The organism is Marinomonas polaris DSM 16579 (assembly GCF_900129155.1).
Lineage (GTDB): Bacteria > Pseudomonadota > Gammaproteobacteria > Pseudomonadales > Marinomonadaceae > Marinomonas > Marinomonas polaris.
This window is the reverse complement of the sequence record NZ_FQVF01000008.1, coordinates 15,265-34,854: the sequence shown is the minus strand read 5'-3', so window position 1 is coordinate 34,854 and position 19,590 is coordinate 15,265. Positions and strand designations below refer to the sequence as shown.

Sequence of the window (19,590 nt, the reverse complement as noted above, 5' to 3'; positions counted from 1 at the left end):
ACGTTTACGAAGTCACAACCAAAGGAATGTGATCATCGTTAAGCGATTCAATTCTTAAAATTTTCGGATAGTAATCAAGATTGTTCATTTCTTGTTTTGACTTGTTTCTTGCCAATAGCAAACCACCAGCAAAGCCCATAATAGAGAAAATAACCGCGATGCCCGATTCGCCGCCCCACAAGGACGGTATAACAGCTCCGCCAACCAGACCAAACAATGGTATCAGATACATCCAAACAGACGCCTGCAATAGCGTATCTTCAGGAATTCCGACGACAACACTCTGTCCGATTTCTACTGACAAAGGATCTATGGCTCGCATACGCATTCTATTCGAGGAAGACACTTGAGCAATAGCATGATGCCCACAACCATGACGAGCACGACAAGAAGTACAGCTGCTCGTACGTATTGTTTCTACGTCAGCAAAACCCTCTTCTATCGACAATACTCTTCCGGTCTCTTCTATCATTACTCTTGCCTTGGCATAAATACGGTCATCAGTTTTTCAATGGTAGGTTCTGGAACTTCGCCAACCATGGTCAACAAATACAATTGATCTTTTACTTTAATACTACGTTCACCAGCGATGGTCGCGCCCATATTTAAAATGGACATTGCTTTAGGCTTCATCGTCGGCTCAACAAAAATAGACACAGTCGCCATTCCATCAGATAACAGCAACATACTGGTACCGTGATTTAAAGATCTTGCTTCAGGCCAAACCAGAGAAAAACCTTCCGGTAACCAGTCGAATTGCCAAAGGTTTTTTACTCGTCTTGGCTGAGTTTCAACTACGGGTTCAGCGTAACTACCTTCTTTGGGGACAAAATCTTTATCTTTCAAGTCTGGAGCAAAATTAACAGAGGCAAATTGAATCCGTTCCAATAACTTACCATCGGTTTTCATCATGTCATGTTTTAAAAGAAAGTGGTTTTCTTCGTCTAACCAAAATTGATGCCCATATCGATATTGATCCTTTGGAGCAAGCTTTACGGAAATAACTTTACGGCCCGCAATTCGACTCGTATGGTCACCGACGATCATATCGTAGCCTTTAATAAGTCGATCACTTTCTACATCTTTAAAACGCTTAAAAGGCGGTACTAATGGAGCGCGCATATTCGCAACAAGTGCATTTGGATAGACAGAAATGATTTTGTCATCAATACGCAAGACTTCAATCTTATCGCCGTCTAAATCCACCAAACTTTCATATTCCACTCCGCCCATCAAATCATGACGAACACGCATGCTATTCATATTCATCGCTTCAGAGTGCACAAACACACCGTCATAACTCAGTGTAGAAAATGACTGCGTCATGCTTCTCAATAAATGCAATGCATCAGGCGTCGTGTTACTTGCTACGCTTATACCTGAAATAGTAAGGCATAGTAGTGTGAAAAAAATATGTAATGGCGAAAATAATCTCATAAATTACTCTTTTACGGGATAACTAACGACTCGAGCCATAGGTATCATTCCCTGCCCAACCGTCATTGCCGCTTGCTCAGCGTGTTGTCGAAGATAATGCTGCAATCTAACGTTATCTATCTGCAAAGCATCTTTATCCAATTCAGCCAATGGAGTTACAGCCATATTGGTTGATGAAGAGCGAACCTCCGCTACTAAATTAGGTGCAGTGGTATCGGGTGTTAATAGCTCATTACCACCAAAGATCACCACAAACGCAACACTCGCAGCAACTGCAACGCTAGATAAGGCTACGCGCCACACTGGACGGGCAGCCTTATTTTCACTTGGTAAAACAAAAGGCAGTAAGTTGTTTGCGCTTTGCTCTTCTGGAAATGAAGCATCGACATCAATTCCTGCACGGATTCGCAACATCAAGCTATCCTCAAGCCCAACTGCAACGGATGAATCTTTATGAAGCGCCTGCTGGATTAGATGATAAGCCTCTAGATGACGACTTAACTCTGCACTGTCTCCATCTATTAAATGCTCTAGATCTTGTTCTGTTGCTTCACCATCAAACATAGCCGACAAGCTAGAAAGCATAACTTGGGAACTGTCGTTTTCGTTGAAGCTATCGTTTTCTCGAGTACTGTCATTTTCTCGGGAGCAATCATTTTTTGGGAAACTGCCGTTTAAAGCTGTCATATTTACTCTCCTGTATCCATCAATGGACGTATGTGTTTTTCTACCGCCTCTCTAGCGCGAAAAATACGTGATCGAACTGTTCCAACAGGGCAGTCCATGATCAATGAAATATCTTCGTAACTCAGGCCATCGAATTCACGTAATGTTAATGCGCTACGCAATTCTTCCGGCAAATGTTGGATTGCATAATGAATCGCTTTTTCAAGACGATCACTGTTTAACTTTGCTTCAGGCGTGTCTATATCCGCTAAGGATTCATACACACTGAATACCTCTTCATTATCCAGCTCAACATCTGATTCTGGAGGACGACGAGAACGACTCACTAGATAATTTTTCGCTGTATTTACTGCAATACGATACAACCAAGTGTAAAAAGCACTTTCCCCACGAAAACTCCCTATCGCACGATACGCCTTAATAAAGCTATCTTGAGCTACATCCAGTACTTCACTTCTATCTTGTACATAACGTCCAATTAAACCAATGACCTTATATTGATATTTGATAACAAGCAGATCAAACGCCCGCTTGTCACCCTGCTGTACTTTCTCAACTAACGCCTGATCAGAAGACGTTTCGTGCTGCATAGGCACCTCATATAAAAACCTTATTCGTCTGCGCCCTTGCTCATTACAAGAGAAGACAACATTCAACCCAGCGAGTTCCCATCTTGCATTATCAAATCGTCTATTTAGAGGAATTACAGCTCACTCTAAATAATGAAGTATGATGAATATTCAAAATGCGATCTCAGAAAGTGTTCACTATTTGTTGGCAACAATAGTAACATTAATTTTTTAGCCATAATCAGATCAATAACATGAGCCGACATTATAAACACGACATCGTCATTATTGGCGCGGGAGCCGCGGGGCTAACGCTTGCTCTTGAGCTGGCCGACAACCATCGCGTGGCAATTTTGACAAAAGCAGATATCCGTGAAGGATCCACTTTATATGCTCAGGGAGGTGTCGCTGCTGTATTATCGGATAAAGACACAATTGATTCCCACATTAACGACACCATAGACGCAGGGGTCGAACTTGGTGATCCGGAAGCCATTCGCTTTACTGTTGAACATTCTAAAGAAAGTATTGATTGGCTAATCGATCAAGGCGTTCCTTTCACCCGTTATGGGGAAAGCGAGGAATACCATCTAACAAAAGAAGGCGGTCATAGCCACAGACGCATTATTCATAGCGCCGATGCGACAGGGTTAGCGATTTCCAAAACGCTCATTAAGAACGCAAGCAATCACCCCAACATCGATTTTTTCCCTGATCGTGTGGCAATTGATGTTGTCACCACTAAAAAACTTGGCATCGCAGGAGCAAACCGAGCGGTTGGTGTTTATGCTTTAAATCTAGACGATGATGTCATTGAAGTATTTCATGGCCGCTTTATATCATTAGCATGCGGCGGCAGCAGCAAGGTTTACCTTTATACCAGCAATCCAGATACCGCTTCTGGCGATGGTATTGCCATGGCGTGGCGGGCAGGTTGTCGAGTCGCAAATATGGAATTCAATCAATTTCACCCTACTTGTCTTTACGACGCCAAAGCCAAAACCTTTTTGATCTCTGAAGCAGTTCGTGGCGAAGGCGGTAAACTCTTATTGCCTGATGGCACTGCTTTCATGGCGAAATTTGATAAGAGAGAAGAATTAGCACCTCGAGATATTGTTGCTCGTGCAATCGACCACGAGATGAAACGCCTTGGTATTCATCATGTCTTGCTGGATATTTCCCACAAAGATCCAGAGTTCATTAAAGAGCACTTCCCAACAATTTATAAACGCTGTTTAGAGTACGGCCATGACATGACGAAAGGCCCAATCCCTGTCGTCCCAGCGGCGCACTATACCTGTGGCGGCGTAGTTGTTAATCGCCACAGCGCAACCGATATTGATAACCTATATGCCATTGGTGAAACGGCTTATACCGGACTTCATGGGGCAAATCGTCTTGCGAGTAATTCTTTATTGGAATGCATTGTGTTTGCCCGCTCTGCCGCCCATCACATTTCTGAAAACCATTTACAAACCAATGATGTAGCGATTCCAGACTGGGATGAAAGTAAGGTTACAAACTCTGACGAAGACGTAGTAATTACCCACAACTGGCAAGAGTTACGACGCTTTATGTGGGATTATGTCGGCATAGTAAGAACGGATAAACGTCTCCTAAGAGCCAAACATCGGGTTGATTTATTGTTGTCAGAAATCCAAGAGTTTTATGCTAACTACAAGATCTCTAATGATTTGCTCGAACTACGAAATCTAGCTGTCGTCGCCGATCTAATTATACGTTCAGCGATGTCTCGAAAAGAAAGCCGCGGTTTGCACTTCACGTTAGATTATCCAAATAAGCTAACCACCAGCACCCCGACAATACTGACACCAAAAAACACAGACTAAGCTGTGTTTTTAAATTTTTAGAACATATAAATTTTTAGAGCTAAGCTTTTGAAGAAAAACGTTTTTTAGCCTCTTCACTGCGGTGCAGCAAAATTTGCTGTGCTGCATATGAACGCAGTATTTTGTACTGATTCCCCGGCACACTATCTCGATATATCACTCGATATTTGGACCAATTTCTATCCAAAAAAGTCTGCCCTTGATCCACTTTAGCGATAAGCTGAACCCCATTGGCGCGGATGAAAAGCAGCCTTTCATAACATCCTCGATCAAATAGAAAAGCGCCTTGCTCATCGATACTTATCTGTCGTGAAGGTTGGCGAAACATACGAATGAGTAGCACCAATCCACCTAAGCCAATACTCAGATAAAGCAATGCCCGCCAAAAGGCAGGCATCCAATAAATCTGCAACAGAGCAACATAAGCCACGACCACAAATAGCCAAAGCCCTATGCCAATCCATGAGCACTTAAGCTCGGTAGTTTTCAGGCTGAACACGAGACAAAATTATATTAACAATACGCATATGATCCGGATCTTCCGGCACAGAGCTTTGCATAAACCATGGAAAAAGATCTTGATCTTCACAGGTAAGCAAATTAACGAAGCGCTGTTTGTCTTCCTCTTCAAGCGTCAAATACACATCTGCTAAAAAAGGCTCTAGTAGAACATCAAGTTCCAACATGCCGCGACGACACTGCATTTTAAGGCGTTTAAAACTAATCGAATCTGTGGTTTCAGTCATGTCATTACCCTTGAAATAGAATGCCGCCATTATAGCCATTTATACAAAAAAAACGAAAACGCCTTGACATCATTAACTGATATTTATCACGTAAAACCTTATTAGACATAGAGATAGCGCCAATTAAAGGACGTCAAAAGAGTATTAAATTGACTCGATTTTTATCAATAACTTAAAAATGAAACAAAATAGTACATTTATTGGCGATTTATGTATTAACAGGTCAATTATCACATGGCCTATATTAATGATCACTTGATGAGCAATTATCGAGAATTAGGTACGACTATAAAAACAAAGAAACTCCAAACTGGGGGAAACCTATGAAACGCCTTACCAAAAATACCCTAACTTATGCGGTATCTATCACAGCAGCCATGACAGCTGCTAGCGCCTTCTCTGCAACTCAAATCACAGTGGCTACTGTAAACAATGGCCACATGATCGAAATGCAAAAGCTCACACCTGAATTTGAAAAAGCCAACCCAGGCATCAAAGTTAAATGGGTAACTTTAGAAGAAGGTGTTTTACGTCAAAACGTTACACAAGACATCGCCAACAAAAGTGGTCTTTATGACGTCATGACTATTGGCATGTACGAAGCGCCTATCTGGGGTGAGCGCGGCTGGCTACAAGCAGTCGACACCAGCGGAAGCTATGATGCAAAAGACATCCTGCCATCTATTCGCGGTGGTTTGTCTTATAAAGGTACCATGTATGCAGCACCATTCTACGGTGAAAGCTCCATGGTCATGTATCGCAAAGATCTTGTGAAAGCCGCTGGCATGGAAATAAATGATCGTGACAGCTGGGAACATATTCGTGATGTAGCAGCAGCTGTAAATAATCCCGAAAAAGGCATTTATGGTATTTGCTTACGTGGCAAAGCTGGCTGGGGTGACAACATGGCATTCATGACCGCCATGGCGAACTCTTTCGGCGCTCGTTGGTTTGATGAAAACTGGAAACCTCAACTAGAAACAGCGGAATGGAAAAACGCCGTTAACTTCTATGTTGACCTGCTAAATAAATACGGACCTCCAGGCGCAAGCAGCAACAGTTTCAACGAAAACCTAGCGTTATTCAATGAAGGGAAATGCGGCATGTGGATTGACGCAACTATCGCGGCATCTTTCGTAACCGATCCTAAACAAAGTAAAGTCGCTGACAAAGTGGGCTTCGCTCAATCTCCTTATGCTGTAACAGAAAAAGGCGCGAACTGGCTTTGGTCATGGGCTCTTGGTATCCCAGCTGCGACTAAAAACGCCGACGCTGCGCAAAAATTCGTTCGTTGGGCGACGTCTAAAGAATACATCCAATTGGTTGGCGAAAAAAATGGCTGGGCTGCGGTACCAACAGGTACAAGAGCCAGCACTTATGCTAACCCAGAATTCCAAAAAGCGGCAGTATTTGCTGATGCGGAATTAAAAGCCATCAATTCAGCTGATCCAACTGACAGTACGCTAAAACCGTCTCCTTATGTAGGTGTTCAGTTTGCTGCTATCCCTGAGTTCCAAGCAATTGGTACGACTACTGGGCAAATGATCTCAGGCGCATTGTCTGGCTCTATGACAGTCGATCAAGCTTTGAAATCTGCAAACACTTCTGCAGATCGTCAAATGCGTCAAGCGGGTTATTACTAACCATTCATTAAGCTCGACAAAGAAATAGGGCTTAGCCCTATTTCTTACTTTTGATTCGTTCTACTTAAGAACAGATTTCCCTGCTTATAATAAGAGAAACTCAACATGAAGCGCTCAATCACTCGCTTATTAATGGCACCATCAGTCATCATGCTTTTGGTTTGGATGATCATCCCGTTATCCATGACCATTTATTTTTCCACCATTCGCTACAACTTATTGTACCCAGGTCAGAATAACTTCGTTGGGTTGATGAATTTTGAATTCTTTATTACCGACCCAGGTTTTATTCCTGCGGTATCGAACACCTTAATTCTGCTACTTTCCGTCTTGATCATCACTGTGGTTTTAGGTGTGATGCTATCCGCTTTGATTGATAAGCCGTTTTTCGGCCAAGGCATTGTTCGTGTCTTATTAATTTCGCCTTTCTTTATCATGCCAACCGTCAATGCATTGATTTGGAAAAACATGATGATGAACCCTGTTTATGGCATTTTCGCATGGATATCAGAATCGCTAGGTTTTGAACCCATAGATTGGCTATCAAGTTACCCGTTAGTCTCAATCATTATCATGGTCAGTTGGCAATGGTTACCCTTCGCTATTTTAGTATTTGTTACCGCGCTGCAATCCCAAGACACAGAGCAGAAAGAAGCGGCTCAAATGGATGGTGCAACGGGCTTACACATATTCCGTTACCTAACCATTCCTCATCTTGCCCGTCCAATAGCCGTGGTTGTGATGATAGAAACCATCTTCCTATTAGCGGTTTTTGCTGAAATCTTTGTTTCCACAGGCGGTGGCCCAGGTTACGACAGTACTAACTTGGCCTATCTGATATATAACCAAGCGCTTCTGCAATATGACGTTGGTGTGGCTTCTGCTGGTGGTTTGTTTGCCGTGTTGCTTGCCAATATCGTGGCCTTTTTCTTAATTCGTGCCGTTGGCAAAAACTTAACGGTGTGAGGTGAATACGATGACTCTTAATCAACAACGCAAACTCAAAACCATTCTTACAGGACTGTTCGCATGGACGGTAGCTTTGGTGTTATTTTTCCCGATTTTTTGGATGTTTATCACCTCGTTCAAGACCGAACTACAGGCGATATCTGTACCACCGTCTCTGTTCTTTGAACCAACGCTCGATAACTTCAGAATCGTTCAAGAACGCAGTGACTACATCCATCACGCATGGAACTCAGTTGTCACGTCATTTGGTTCCACCATTATCGCTCTGGTGATTGCCATTCCTGCGGCCTACTCCATGGCGTTTTTCCCTGGAAAGCGTACGAAAGACATTTTGCTCTGGATGCTCTCTACAAAAATGCTGCCAGCTGTAGGTGTATTAGTTCCTATTTATATCCTGTGCCGAGACTATGGATTGTTGGATTCTAAAACGGCTCTGGTGATCATTTTCACTCTGATGAATTTGCCTATTATCGTGTGGATGCTGTTTTCCTACTTCAAAGATTTGCCAAAAGAAATCCTCGAAGCCGCGAGAATGGACGGAGCTACCCCTTGGGATGAAGTGGTAAAAGTTGTGCTGCCACTTTCTGTTGGTGCCATTTCGTCTACGGCTCTTTTATCTATCGTACTTTGTTGGAACGAGGCTTTTTGGTCTCTCAACCTAACAGCATCTGATGCCGCGCCGTTAACCGCGATGATTGCCTCTTACTCCAGCCCTGAGGGTCTGTTTTGGGCGAAATTGTCCGCTGCATCCACACTTGCTTGCGCACCAATCGTTATTTTCGGTTGGTTCTGTCAAAAACAATTGGTCCAAGGCTTAACTTTCGGCGCCGTAAAATAATTATTAGGAAGTTTCTTTATGACTTACTTAGCGATCACAGATCTACAAAAACATTACGACAGCTACCACGCATTGCGCGGCATTAATCTAAGTATTACTGAAGGTGAATTCGTCGTATTCGTTGGGCCATCTGGCTGTGGTAAATCCACATTACTACGGACTATTGCAGGCTTAGAATCCAGCACTGGCGGAAGCATAGAACTAGACGGCAGAGACATTACCGAAGTGGCGTCGTCAAAACGCGACCTTGCTATGGTGTTCCAGTCTTATGCTTTGTATCCACACATGACGGTGGCCGATAACCTTTCCTTCGCCCTTCGTCTTGCGAAAGTATCTGATGCTGAAATCAAAGAAAAAGTACGTTCAGTTTCGGCGTCTTTACAACTTGACGCCTTATTAGAACGTAAACCAAAAGAACTGTCTGGTGGTCAACGCCAGCGTGTTGCCATTGGTCGCGCCATTGTGCGTCAACCGAAAGTCTTCTTGTTCGATGAGCCGCTATCCAACCTAGACGCCGCGCTTCGTGTACAAATGCGTTTGGAATTAGCTCGTCTTCATAAAAAGCTTGGCACGACAATGATTTATGTAACCCACGATCAGGTTGAAGCCATGACTTTGGCTGATCGCGTGGTTATTTTAAATGCAGGCCAAATAGAACAAGTTGGTACACCGCTTGAACTTTACCGCCAGCCAAATAGCCGCTTTGTTGCTGAGTTCATTGGTACGCCAAAAATGAACTTAATCGCAGCAAATAAAATAGTACGTCATGAAGACAATCTAGCGATCGAACTACTTGGACAGCAAATCCTTTTCCCTGCAAATCGTTTAAAAGGCCCGCTACCAGATTCGGTTGTTGTCGGCATTCGTCCGGAACATATGACGTTAGTCGAAGAAGGTGGAGATTTATCTGGCCGCATTGAGTTGGTCGAACATCTAGGTTCCGAAGCTTACGCACACCTGCAATTGTCTAGCGATCAAACCATTATCATCAAAGCTCCAGCTCGAACTGAGCTAAAAGACGGACAAGAAGTTAGTCTCAAAATTGATATTTCGGAAATCATTTTGTTTAACGAAAATGACCGTGTCATCTCTGTTATTCCAGAGGAGGCTTAATATGGCTAATTATTTACAAGCCGCTTCAAATGTAGAACAGCTTTCTGTTCAGAATTATTCAAAAGAAGCGGTTCAAGCAGGTATCGTTCATTTGGGTGTTGGTGCATTTCATCGTGCTCACCAAGCCGTGTACATCGACCGACTATTAGCTAATGACACACAACAAAACTGGGGCATTATTGGCGTTAATATTCGCCCACAAGACAGTCAATCTTTTGCTCGCTTTATTAAGCAAGAAGGTGAGTATGTTTTAAAAACAATGGCGGCTGATGGCGAGACAAAGTACGAACATATTCGTTCTATTGTTCAGCAAATTGACGGTGCACAAGCGCCTGATAAAGTTGACGCGGCACTTGCCGATGCTAAGACTCAGCTCGTCACATCAACGGTGACTGAAGGCGGTTACTACCTTGATGAAAATCGTCGTCTGATGCTGGAACACCCAGCGATTAAAGCAGATATAGAAGGCGCTCGTAATACGCTTTATGCTTTTTTGTATGCTGGACTTAAACTGCGTAGCGAAACATCTAAGGCGAAAATGACCCTATTATGCTGCGATAACCTTCGTCATAACGGTGAACTACTCGAAACTGGCCTAATGCAGTTTTTAGATGCTAAGCAAGACTCGGCGCTGTCGGAATGGATAGAAGAAAATGTGTCTTTCCCTTGCTCTATGGTGGATCGAATCACTCCTAAGCCAAGCCAACAACATGTTGATGACGTTCGTTCACGCTTCGGTGTTGATGATAACATGACAGTGATGGGCGAAGACTTCATTCAGTGGGTCGTAGAAGACAAGTTTGCCGGTAAAAAACCCGCTCTTGATCTCGTTGGTGTGCAATTTGTAAAAGACGTCGTGCCTTTTGAAGAAGCTAAAATTCGTATTTTAAACGCAGGCCATACCTGTGTAACGTATCAAGCAGCTTTAAAAGGCCTCACCTACTTTGATGAAGCCATGCGCGATGACGAATTAAAGCAGTATTTTTCTGACTTCATTCTGCAAGATTCGATTCCTGCTATTGGGGACTCTGTGGTCGATCTACCAGCTTATTTCGATATTATTGCGCAGCGTTTTAGCAACGCAAATATTGGCGATACAGTGGAACGTATCTGCACCGATGGCTACGCTAAATTCCCTATATTTGTTTTCCCGACGCTGGAAGGCGCTTATCGCAAAGGTCGAACTCCGGTTAAAACTATCCAAGGCATCGCCAGCTGGTTCACCTTTATTCAGCTATCGAATGAAGGCAAGCTCAGCACGCCTTATCATGAGCCAAATAAGGCTTCTCTTGTCGCTTTCAGCAATGACAAGGCTGGTATTCAGGCTTTTGTAAAAGATCGCTTTTTATGGGGTAATGTTCCAACAGAGTTCCCAGACTTTGTTACGCAACTCACTGAAGCAATTCAGATAAGTATGACAAAGTATGCTTAGGTAGTTCTCACCTAATGAGAGTGTCTAATTCAAGAATCTAAGGCGAATAACGACAATTTTTTGCCTTAGATTCTTAAATGTATTTTATTAAAATAAGAAAATAAGCAGTGAATTGTCGTTGATATAGAATTAAAGTCTTACGTCTAACTATAAAGCTGCTGAGCGAGAAGATTATGTCTAATACCGCCAAACGCATCACGCCCGAATACGAAATTGTCGAAGATAACGAAACTATTCGCTATTTAGAACACGGCTATCCGTGTGACCTTATTCGCTGGCACGCCCATGATGATTACGAGCTGCATTTTATCGTTGCCACATCAGGCAAAGTCTTTGTAGGCGATTACATTGGCAATTACTCACCAGGCCAACTTATTTTAACCGGCCCTCGACTCCCTCATAACTGGATCTGCCAACACAACCAAGAAGACGTTCAACTAAGAGACATGGTCATTCGCTTTGACCATGAGTCATTCTCGAATGGGATGAAAATCATCCCTGAGTTAGCCGAAATTCTACCTATGTTAGCCAGAGCAAAATCGGGCATTGAGTTTTTTGAACAAGACAATGACTACCTAAAAGACGTATTCCAAAAAGTTCGCGACTCCAGCGGCTTATCAAGGTTAATTCTCGCGCTTCCTCTCTTACAAAAACTGGCGCAGAGCCGAAGTTACCGCTTACTTTCAACCGTGCAAATCGATTTAAAATCCAGTGAAACATTACAACGAAAAATCAACACAGTGGTTGATTATGTGTCACAGAACTACAGCAATGACATTACACTTTCCAGTGTAGCGAATTTGATTGGTATGTCAGACAGCCACTTTTCGCGTTTCTTTAAAAAGGCGACAGGCAACCGCTTTATTGAATTTGTGAATCGTGTTCGAGTCAGCCGTGCTTGTAGCTTGTTAACCGAAACAGACCAACAAATCGCCACAATTTGCTTTCAAGTTGGCTTTAACAATGTCGCTAACTTTAATCGCCGGTTTCATGAGCTGAAAGGCGTTACACCAAGAGATTTCAGGACTCAAAGTAATATTCATATTGAAGGCATTGCGCCCGTTTCATAATACGACTCGCGTCTTGGGATCATAAAAAAGCACCGCTTAGATATTATCTTCGTGGTGCTTTTTATCAAAACAACTGTCGTTATTAAGACGACAGCCGCATCAGCTTTTCATTTAGGTCTTTTGTTGATTGATAAAGTGATTGGTACAAGGCGTACTTATCTTGATAGTAAGACCCAAAAGTGGCCACTGGCTCATGAACCTCTAAAACATACGGCATGGTGCAATATTCAGCAATCAGCGATTCGATGTTTTTGCCTTGGCTTTGCTGCTCGCCTAACAAGGCTAATCGTGCTGCGCCCAAACCAGGTCCAACATCACCGCCATCACGATAAATCAAACGCTTATTCAATACGTTGGAAATGATCTGACGCCACAGAGCAGAACGAGCCCCGCCACCAATGAGTGACAGCTCATCAACCGCACTTCCCGCACTGTCCAAGGCATTTTGACAATCCAATAAAGAGAACGCCACACCCTCCAATATCGCCAACGTCATAGCTTCAACATTAACTGTATTCGTTAAACCAATAAATTGTCCATTGGCTAGCGGATCATTATGTGGTGTTCGCTCACCACTCAAATAAGGCAAAAACAACACATTAGTTCGCTCGATATCACTGTCTTCAAGCGCGTCCAGTAATTCTGCAACGGACTTATCCACCAGCTTGGCAAACCAAGCTAATGAGTTCGCTGCGCTAAGAGTAACGCCCATTTGGTGCCAGCGATTAGGCAAGGCATGACAAAAAGCATGTACGGTATTTTGTGGATTGGCTTTATGGGACTCGCTCACAGTGAAATATACACCAGAAGTGCCCAATGAAATAAAGCCTTGACCGGGATTAGTCACGCCCATGCCCACCGCTCCAGCGGCATTGTCTCCCGCACCAGCTACGACAGGCAATTGAGGAAGCCCTAACTCTTGAGCAATCGCTTCAGACAAAGTACCTACAACATCACAGCCTTCGTAAACTTTTGGCATATTAGCTTGACTCAAGCCGGTTGCGGCCAATAAAGCATCATCCCATTGGCGCGTTTCTGGGTTTAACCAAAGCGTACCGGCGGCATCAGAACAATCCGATGACATAACGCCCGTCAATCGATAAACCAAATAGTCTTTCGGCAGTAATACATGAGCCAACTTAGCAAATACCTCTGGCTCGTTTTCTTGTACCCAACGTATTTTAGGTGCCGTAAAGCCCGGCATATAAAGGTTGCCAGAACGTTCAATCAAGTCAGGAAATTGCGCCATCAAGGCTTCACACTGTGCTTGACTACGACCATCATTCCACAAAATACAAGGTCGTAATACATTACCCTCCGTATCAATCAAGGTAGCACCATGCATCTGCCCCGATAGCCCTAACGCCTTCAACTTGCTCAGATCTAAGCGTTGCTGCAATTGATTAATAACGTCCTTACAAGCTTGCCACCATGACAATGGGTCTTGTTCCGACCAAGTAGCATGAAGACTCTCAACGGTTAAAGGCACAGACTCCTGCGCTAAAACATTACCTTTATCGTCAATAACGACACCTTTTAAACCAGAGGTTCCAAGATCAAGACCTAAATACATTTTGTTACTCTTCTTCATCAAAAGTAGTGTTTTGTTTTATTTTTTGTATGGCATGCTACACCATTCTAACCATTACTTTTCATACTCGAAACAATAGAGAAAAGTGTCAATACAATTCTGAAAATTAGCCTTTTTAGTACAAGTAGAGAATAAAAATTGTTAGTTTTTGACGCGTGGATAGCAAAATAAACAACCTTAATGTTTTCTCACGACCCGTGACCTAATTCAGGAAAGAAGTAGAGTTAATGTATTCACTAAACAGTTTTTTTGTCACCAATATGGATAACGCTCATCTGACAATGGGTGACTATAACTACCTACTTGTTGCTCTTTCTATATTACTCGCCTCGGTGGCTTCTTTTTTTGCGCTGCATTTCGCGTCCATTGCGCAGCACATTGTTATTGAAAAATACAAAAATATCGCGCTTGTCTCTGGTTCTTTCATCATGGCAGGCGGTATTTGGAGTATGCATTTTGTCGGCATGCTGGCATTTAATATGGGACATGGAATTTCTTATGACCCATTGTTAACAGCCCTCTCTCTGATACCCGCTATTTTAGCGTCTTACATCACTCTGAAACGATTAATTAGAAGTGACCTAAGTATCTGGCAACTTCTCGTTAATGGTGTGCTTGTCGGTGGTGGAATTGGCGCGATGCATTATATTGGCATGGCAGCGATGGAAATGGATGTTGAACTAAAATATGACCCAGCGTGGTTCTTAGCATCACTAGTCATTGCCGTTGCTCTCGCTTTTATTGCCTTATCAACTCATTACTATGTCAGAAAAGTTTGGGCTAATTTGAGTACTAAATGGGTCAGCTGTATCAGCGCGCTTATTATGGGAGCTGCTATTTCTGGTATGCATTATGCTGGTATGGCAGGAGCAAGGTTCATTTCATCCGGCGAAGCTGGAATGCATCACATACAAGACAGTTCTAACGATGAACTTTCGTTTGTTGTGGCAATCATCACTTTATTACTATCAATTCTAGCTGCAAACATCGCTTCGCAATTACGTTATCGTCAGTTATTACTGGAAAAAACAGCCAGTGAAGTTCGTCTAAAAACAACTTTAGACACAGCAGTAGATGGCATCATCTCCATAGACAGTTCAGGCATCATTAAAGAGTTTAATAAGGCAGCCACGCAAATTTTTGGTTGGCAAGAAGATGACATAATAAATCAGCACTTTGGAGTCTTATTTCCTCAAAAATACACTGATGAATTCAATCGTTCTTTAGCCGCATTTCGCGATACCGGTGAAGTAACCATAGCTGGCACAGATAGAGAAATTCATGCTATCAACAAAGCTGGACACGTTTTCCCTATTAGACTAGGTGTTGGAAGAGTTGATATCCCTGACAGCGGCACATTATTTGTTGGTTTTATTACAGATATATCAACTCGAAAATCGCTGGAAGAAACCATTCAAAAAAGTGAGAAACAATTCAGCTCTTTGATCAAAAATATTCCCGGTGCCTCTTTTCGCTGTTTAATGGACGAACATTGGACAACTCTCTTCGTGAGTGATGCTATCTACGATGTGACTGGATGGAGTACATCTGAGTTTTATAGTAGAGCAATTTCCTTTGCCAAACTTGTTCATCCTGATGATGAGAAAAACGTTGCATCCACCATAAATGAGGCAACGAACACGCGTAAAAGCTATAAGCTAGAATATCGCTTAAGACACAAGGATGGTCATTATGTTTGGGTTTTAGAGAACGGTTCGGTTATTTTAAACAAACACGGTAAACCTGAATGGATTGATGGTGTTATATTGGATATTTCACAACGTGTTGAAATGGAAGACGAGCTTCGTCAAGCCAAAGCAAAAGCTGAAGCTTCCGTAGAAAGTAAGGCTTCTTTTTTAGCTAACATGAGCCATGAGATCCGCACGCCAATGAACGCTATTATTGGTTTCTCTGATATTTTATTAGAATCAGAAATCTCAGGCGAAAACAAAAAGCATTTATCAATCATTAGTAAATCTGCTCGCTCTCTGTTGCACCTTCTTAACGATATACTCGATAGTGCTAAATTAGAAAAAAACAAACTCGAATTAGACATACAACCTTTTGTACTTGCCAACTCAGTAGATACAGTTATTTCAACTCTGTGGCTACAAGCCAGAAATAAAGGACTAGAGCTCAATTTTCATGTGGAGCTAGAGGTTGCCGAGGCATATTTGGGTGCCGAAGATCGTATCCGCCAAGTGCTAATGAATATTTTAGGCAATGCGATCAAGTTCACTGAAAAAGGTCACGTGACTTTAAATATATCGAAACTACAAGATAGTAAGATACGCTTTTCAGTTACAGACACAGGGATAGGTATACCAGAAGAACGTTTAACTCACATTTTTGATCCATTTACACAAGCTGATGCTTCCATGAGTCGTCGTTTTGGCGGCACAGGTTTAGGTACTAGCATATCTAAACAATTAGTAACCCTCATGGGAGGGCAAATTCATGTAACGAGCGAAATAGGTGTTGGAAGTTGTTTTTACTTTGACTTACCTCTCACTGAGACTGAAGCGCCATCGGATGCCAAAACATCTCAACTGTCTATTATCACGCCAAAAAGAATACTGCTGGCCGATGATGTTGAACAAAACCTAACGCTGCTAACTATTTTGCTTAAACGACATGGTCATGCCATATTTTTTGCAAAAGACGGTATTGATGCTGTAGAACAATTTAAAATGATCAAGCCTGACATCATTCTAATGGACATTCAGATGCCAAAGATGGATGGCTTAACTGCAACTCAAATTATCCGCAGCTATGAAAAAGAAAATCAGCTAGCCCGCACTCCAATCATTGCTTTAACAGCCAATGTGCTAATCGAAGATAAATTAGATGCCCAACAAGCGGGGATGGATGGCTTTGCCAATAAACCCATTGATATTCAGGCTTTAATAACTGAAATAGCGAGAGTCTTAAATGAGACTCCTACATTGATTGATCAGGAAAATTTTGATCACGAAAAAATTAATCGTAAAAATCTACAAATCCACATGGATAAAGGTCTATCACTGTGGAACGACCTGCCTGTTTACATCACAGAGCTATCTAGGTTTGCAGAAACTAACGCAAATTTAGTCAATAGACTAACAATCCATATAGACCACCAAGAATACCAAGAGGCTTACGCTTTAGCGCATGCGATAAAAGGCTCTTCAGGTAATCTTGCATTGTTAAATATATCTAATTGCATGGCGAATATAGAGCGTGCTGCACAAACAAAAGACCATGATCAATTCTCAAAAAACGTGCACTGTTTAGCTTCTTTATTGGCTCACTTTTTTGAAGAGCTACATTGGTTAATAGAAAAATACAGACTTCACTCCGAGATGACAGAAACAGACACTCAGAATGAGCTTTCTACAACACAATTAATAGCACTTCTCGAAGCGCTTATTCTGTCAGCAGACTCTGGCGAAGTAGATGATGACAACATTGCTTTACTTATTAGCAACGTCCCTCAATACATGAAAACACAAGCCATTGCAGCAAGTAAGGCTATATCAAACTTTGAATTCGATAGCGCTATAATCAGTCTTACCAACCTAAAAGCATTGATGATACAGGAGCCGACCAAATGAGAATCGGAAGTAAACCCGCACCTCGCATCCTATTGGTTGATGACGAGCCATCAAACTTACGAGTTTTAAGACAAGTATTACAAGCTGCTCGATACCGTTTATCTTTTGCTCGATCAGGACAAGACGCATTAAAATTGGTAGAAAAAGAGCCTGTCGACCTCATACTACTCGACATCATGATGCCAGATATGACGGGCTTAGAAGTCTGCGAACGCCTAAAGCAAAACCCCGCAACCGCTCATATTCCGGTGATTTTTGTAACAGCATTGAAAGACAGTATCGATGAAGCAAAAGGCTTTGAAATTGGTGCCGTTGATTATATCGTCAAGCCCATCGTACCTGCTATTGTCTTAGCTCGAGTCAAAACACATCTGTCTTTAATTAGAGCGGATGAGCTGTTAAACACGCATATAGATTTGATCCAAAGGCTTGGGCGAGCTGCCGAATACAAAGACAACGAAACAGGCATGCACGTACAACGGATGAGCCGATATGCAAAAGTCATTGCTTCAGCATACGGTTTTTGTGAAGAATCAGCGGATGATTTAATGATGGCAGCTCCTATGCACGACATAGGAAAAATAGGCATAGCGGACAACATACTGCTAAAACCTGGCAAGCTTACAGAAGAAGAGTATGAAGTCATGAAGACACATGCTCAAATCGGCGGTGAAATTCTTTCTAACCCAAGTTCCTACCTTATTAAACTAGCCCACTCTGTTGCCATGACTCACCATGAAAAATGGGACGGTACAGGCTATCCAAACGGCTTATCAGGGGACAATATCCCCATTGAAGGCCGTATTGTTGCTTTAGTTGATGTATTCGATGCACTGACCAGCGCGCGACCTTATAAAAAAGCATGGTCTACTGAAGAAGCAATGAATTACATCACTGAGCAAAGCGGAAAACACTTTGATCCAACGCTAATTCCATTACTCCAACAAGAGTTACCCAAACTACTTGAGATACAAAAACAATTTGCTGAATAACTTTTGCTGTATAAAAAATCATTATCAATCTGACCATTGAAAAGTAAAAGTTCGGCATTACTGATAGGCTATTCATGCAGAGCAACTGCAACCTATTTTATGCCCAATCTATTTTATGGAACGTTTTATGACTTCGCTTCACGATATTATTGACTCAACACTGCAAAACAAAGACGTCGTCATGAAACAGCTAGATATCGGTGTTTTGCGAGTATCAGGTTTGGATTCAAAAAAATTCCTACAAGGTCAGACAACCTGTGACATGAACAAACTATCACAGGATAATGGTTTATACGGTGCAATCTGTAGCATTAAGGGACGCATTATCAGCAGCTTTTATATCGTTCAGAACAACGACGATGTGCTGATGGTAATGGCAAAAGATCTGGTCGAAAAAACCTTGTTACATTTAAAAAAATACGCGGTGTTTTTCAAGACTGAGCTGGTCGATGAGCAGGATAACTTTACGGTTTACACAAAATTAGCAGCAAGAAATATAGAAGCAAACTCAAATGCGGCATCTAATATTTTCGCAACCACTCAAGACGGAGAAACTATCACATTGACAGTTAGCAATGAGCCATTAGAAGTCCAATGGCTTATTACTCCAGCACACAAAACTGCAATTGAAGAAAAGAACCAAGAATTAGCAGCCTTGGCAGTACTTGCTGCTCGCCCACTTATCAACTTAGAACAGAGTGAAACGATTTTACCTCAATGGCTTAACATGCAAAGCACAGGCGGCATCAGCTTCACAAAAGGCTGCTACACAGGACAAGAAATCGTTGCTCGCATGCAATATAAAGGTAAGTCGAAAAAGCAGCTGACACTGGCAACTTGGCAAGGAAACCTAGACTCAACAAAAGACATTGTCGATGGGCAAGGTAAGAATATAGGGCAAATATTTGCTGCCACTCATTTTCAAGAAAAAAATTATGCGCAGGTTATTTTAAATATTGATCCAAGTGACGCAGAAAAACTTCTTTTGGATAACCAAGAAATCACCTTACTTCCACTTCCCTACTCGCTAGATAGCAAGAAATAGAGGCTATATTTGAGG

At 42.3% G+C, this 19,590-nt stretch carries 17 protein-coding genes; 10 read left to right on the top strand and 7 right to left on the bottom strand.

Going from position 1 to position 19,590, the window contains the following annotated elements; translation table 11 throughout:
* Nucleotides 1-4 precede the first annotated feature (4 nt).
* Genes BUA59_RS09670 through rpoE form a run of 4 tightly spaced genes read right to left on the bottom strand, consistent with a single transcriptional unit; the run spans nt 5 to nt 2,714 of the window.
* Nucleotides 5-472, bottom strand: coding sequence for a SoxR reducing system RseC family protein (locus BUA59_RS09670; protein WP_072839511.1), 468 nt, complete (start codon nt 470-472; stop codon nt 5-7).
* A complete protein-coding gene (locus BUA59_RS09665; RefSeq protein ID WP_072839510.1) occupies nt 472-1,437 on the bottom strand; it encodes a MucB/RseB C-terminal domain-containing protein in 966 nt (321 codons plus the stop codon). Before BUA59_RS09665 ends, BUA59_RS09670 begins: the two co-directional genes overlap by 1 nt.
* Nucleotides 1,438-1,440: 3 nt before the next feature.
* Nucleotides 1,441-2,124 (bottom strand): sigma-E factor negative regulatory protein, encoded by a 684-nt coding sequence (locus BUA59_RS09660; protein WP_072839509.1) that lies wholly within the window; start codon nt 2,122-2,124, stop codon nt 1,441-1,443.
* A 2-nt stretch (nt 2,125-2,126) separates the two neighbouring features.
* Nucleotides 2,127-2,714 carry an RNA polymerase sigma factor RpoE gene (gene rpoE / locus BUA59_RS09655; RefSeq protein ID WP_048813931.1) on the bottom strand — a complete coding sequence of 196 codons (588 nt, stop codon included), beginning with the start codon at nt 2,712-2,714 and terminating at the stop codon, nt 2,127-2,129.
* A gap of 233 nt (nt 2,715-2,947) precedes the next feature.
* On the opposite strand from rpoE, the gene nadB reads away from it, so the two are divergent.
* Complete coding sequence (gene nadB, locus BUA59_RS09650; RefSeq protein WP_072839508.1) at nt 2,948-4,543, top strand: L-aspartate oxidase; 1,596 nt, start codon at nt 2,948-2,950, stop codon at nt 4,541-4,543.
* Nucleotides 4,544-4,583: 40 nt separating this feature from the next.
* Here the strand turns inward: nadB and BUA59_RS09645 are convergent, their stop codons facing one another.
* Nucleotides 4,584-4,973 carry a hypothetical protein gene (locus BUA59_RS09645; RefSeq protein ID WP_100636945.1) on the bottom strand — a complete coding sequence of 130 codons (390 nt, stop codon included), beginning with the start codon at nt 4,971-4,973 and terminating at the stop codon, nt 4,584-4,586.
* A gap of 40 nt (nt 4,974-5,013) precedes the next feature.
* Nucleotides 5,014-5,289 carry an FAD assembly factor SdhE gene (locus BUA59_RS09640; RefSeq protein ID WP_072839689.1) on the bottom strand — a complete coding sequence of 92 codons (276 nt, stop codon included), beginning with the start codon at nt 5,287-5,289 and terminating at the stop codon, nt 5,014-5,016.
* A gap of 323 nt (nt 5,290-5,612) precedes the next feature.
* Between BUA59_RS09640 and BUA59_RS09635 the strand changes: the two genes are divergently transcribed.
* The 6 genes from BUA59_RS09635 (at nt 5,613) to BUA59_RS09610 (ending at nt 12,354) form a co-directional block, all read left to right on the top strand.
* Entirely contained in the window at nt 5,613-6,932 is a 1,320-nt protein-coding gene (locus BUA59_RS09635) for an ABC transporter substrate-binding protein (RefSeq protein WP_072839506.1), read from the top strand.
* A gap of 105 nt (nt 6,933-7,037) precedes the next feature.
* Nucleotides 7,038-7,898, top strand: coding sequence for a carbohydrate ABC transporter permease (locus BUA59_RS09630; RefSeq protein WP_072839505.1), 861 nt, complete (start codon nt 7,038-7,040; stop codon nt 7,896-7,898).
* A gap of 10 nt (nt 7,899-7,908) precedes the next feature.
* Nucleotides 7,909-8,739, top strand: a complete 831-nt coding sequence (locus BUA59_RS09625) for a carbohydrate ABC transporter permease (protein WP_012068809.1) — start codon at nt 7,909-7,911, stop codon at nt 8,737-8,739.
* Nucleotides 8,740-8,757: 18 nt separating this feature from the next.
* Entirely contained in the window at nt 8,758-9,852 is a 1,095-nt protein-coding gene (locus BUA59_RS09620; RefSeq protein WP_072839504.1) for an ABC transporter ATP-binding protein, read from the top strand.
* A 1-nt stretch (nt 9,853) separates the two neighbouring features.
* Nucleotides 9,854-11,284: a mannitol dehydrogenase family protein gene (locus BUA59_RS09615; RefSeq protein ID WP_072839503.1), complete on the top strand. Its 1,431-nt coding sequence runs from the start codon at nt 9,854-9,856 to the stop codon at nt 11,282-11,284.
* Nucleotides 11,285-11,457: 173 nt separating this feature from the next.
* Entirely contained in the window at nt 11,458-12,354 is an 897-nt protein-coding gene (locus BUA59_RS09610; RefSeq protein ID WP_072839502.1) for an AraC family transcriptional regulator, read from the top strand.
* A gap of 82 nt (nt 12,355-12,436) precedes the next feature.
* Here BUA59_RS09610 and xylB read toward each other — a convergent pair whose 3' ends face one another.
* Nucleotides 12,437-13,927 carry a xylulokinase gene (xylB, locus tag BUA59_RS09605; protein WP_072839501.1) on the bottom strand — a complete coding sequence of 497 codons (1,491 nt, stop codon included), beginning with the start codon at nt 13,925-13,927 and terminating at the stop codon, nt 12,437-12,439.
* A 245-nt stretch (nt 13,928-14,172) separates the two neighbouring features.
* Between xylB and BUA59_RS09600 the strand changes: the two genes are divergently transcribed.
* The 3 genes from BUA59_RS09600 (at nt 14,173) to ygfZ (ending at nt 19,575) form a co-directional block, all read left to right on the top strand.
* Nucleotides 14,173-17,538: an MHYT domain-containing protein gene (locus BUA59_RS09600; protein ID WP_072839500.1), complete on the top strand. Its 3,366-nt coding sequence runs from the start codon at nt 14,173-14,175 to the stop codon at nt 17,536-17,538.
* Nucleotides 17,535-18,530 carry a response regulator gene (locus BUA59_RS09595; protein WP_072839499.1) on the top strand — a complete coding sequence of 332 codons (996 nt, stop codon included), beginning with the start codon at nt 17,535-17,537 and terminating at the stop codon, nt 18,528-18,530. Before BUA59_RS09600 ends, BUA59_RS09595 begins: the two co-directional genes overlap by 4 nt.
* Before the next feature lie 127 nt (nt 18,531-18,657).
* The gene (gene ygfZ / locus BUA59_RS09590) at nt 18,658-19,575 is read left to right on the top strand and encodes a CAF17-like 4Fe-4S cluster assembly/insertion protein YgfZ (protein ID WP_072839498.1); all 918 of its coding nucleotides are present in this window, start codon (nt 18,658-18,660) and stop codon (nt 19,573-19,575) included.
* Nucleotides 19,576-19,590 lie beyond the last annotated feature (15 nt).

Coding starts and splice junctions, on each gene's coding strand:
- BUA59_RS09670 (WP_072839511.1), bottom strand. CDS start 472: ATGATAGAAGAGACCGGAAGAGTATTGTCGATAGAAGAGGGTTTTGCT.
- BUA59_RS09665 (WP_072839510.1), bottom strand. CDS start 1,437: ATGAGATTATTTTCGCCATTACATATTTTTTTCACACTACTATGCCTT.
- BUA59_RS09660 (WP_072839509.1), bottom strand. CDS start 2,124: ATGACAGCTTTAAACGGCAGTTTCCCAAAAAATGATTGCTCCCGAGAA.
- rpoE (WP_048813931.1), bottom strand. CDS start 2,714: ATGCAGCACGAAACGTCTTCTGATCAGGCGTTAGTTGAGAAAGTACAG.
- nadB (WP_072839508.1), top strand. CDS start 2,948: ATGAGCCGACATTATAAACACGACATCGTCATTATTGGCGCGGGAGCC.
- BUA59_RS09640 (WP_072839689.1), bottom strand. CDS start 5,289: ATGACTGAAACCACAGATTCGATTAGTTTTAAACGCCTTAAAATGCAG.
- BUA59_RS09635 (WP_072839506.1), top strand. CDS start 5,613: ATGAAACGCCTTACCAAAAATACCCTAACTTATGCGGTATCTATCACA.
- BUA59_RS09630 (WP_072839505.1), top strand. CDS start 7,038: ATGAAGCGCTCAATCACTCGCTTATTAATGGCACCATCAGTCATCATG.
- BUA59_RS09625 (WP_012068809.1), top strand. CDS start 7,909: ATGACTCTTAATCAACAACGCAAACTCAAAACCATTCTTACAGGACTG.
- BUA59_RS09620 (WP_072839504.1), top strand. CDS start 8,758: ATGACTTACTTAGCGATCACAGATCTACAAAAACATTACGACAGCTAC.
- BUA59_RS09615 (WP_072839503.1), top strand. CDS start 9,854: ATGGCTAATTATTTACAAGCCGCTTCAAATGTAGAACAGCTTTCTGTT.
- BUA59_RS09610 (WP_072839502.1), top strand. CDS start 11,458: ATGTCTAATACCGCCAAACGCATCACGCCCGAATACGAAATTGTCGAA.
- xylB (WP_072839501.1), bottom strand. CDS start 13,927: ATGTATTTAGGTCTTGATCTTGGAACCTCTGGTTTAAAAGGTGTCGTT.
- BUA59_RS09600 (WP_072839500.1), top strand. CDS start 14,173: ATGTATTCACTAAACAGTTTTTTTGTCACCAATATGGATAACGCTCAT.
- BUA59_RS09595 (WP_072839499.1), top strand. CDS start 17,535: ATGAGAATCGGAAGTAAACCCGCACCTCGCATCCTATTGGTTGATGAC.
- ygfZ (WP_072839498.1), top strand. CDS start 18,658: ATGACTTCGCTTCACGATATTATTGACTCAACACTGCAAAACAAAGAC.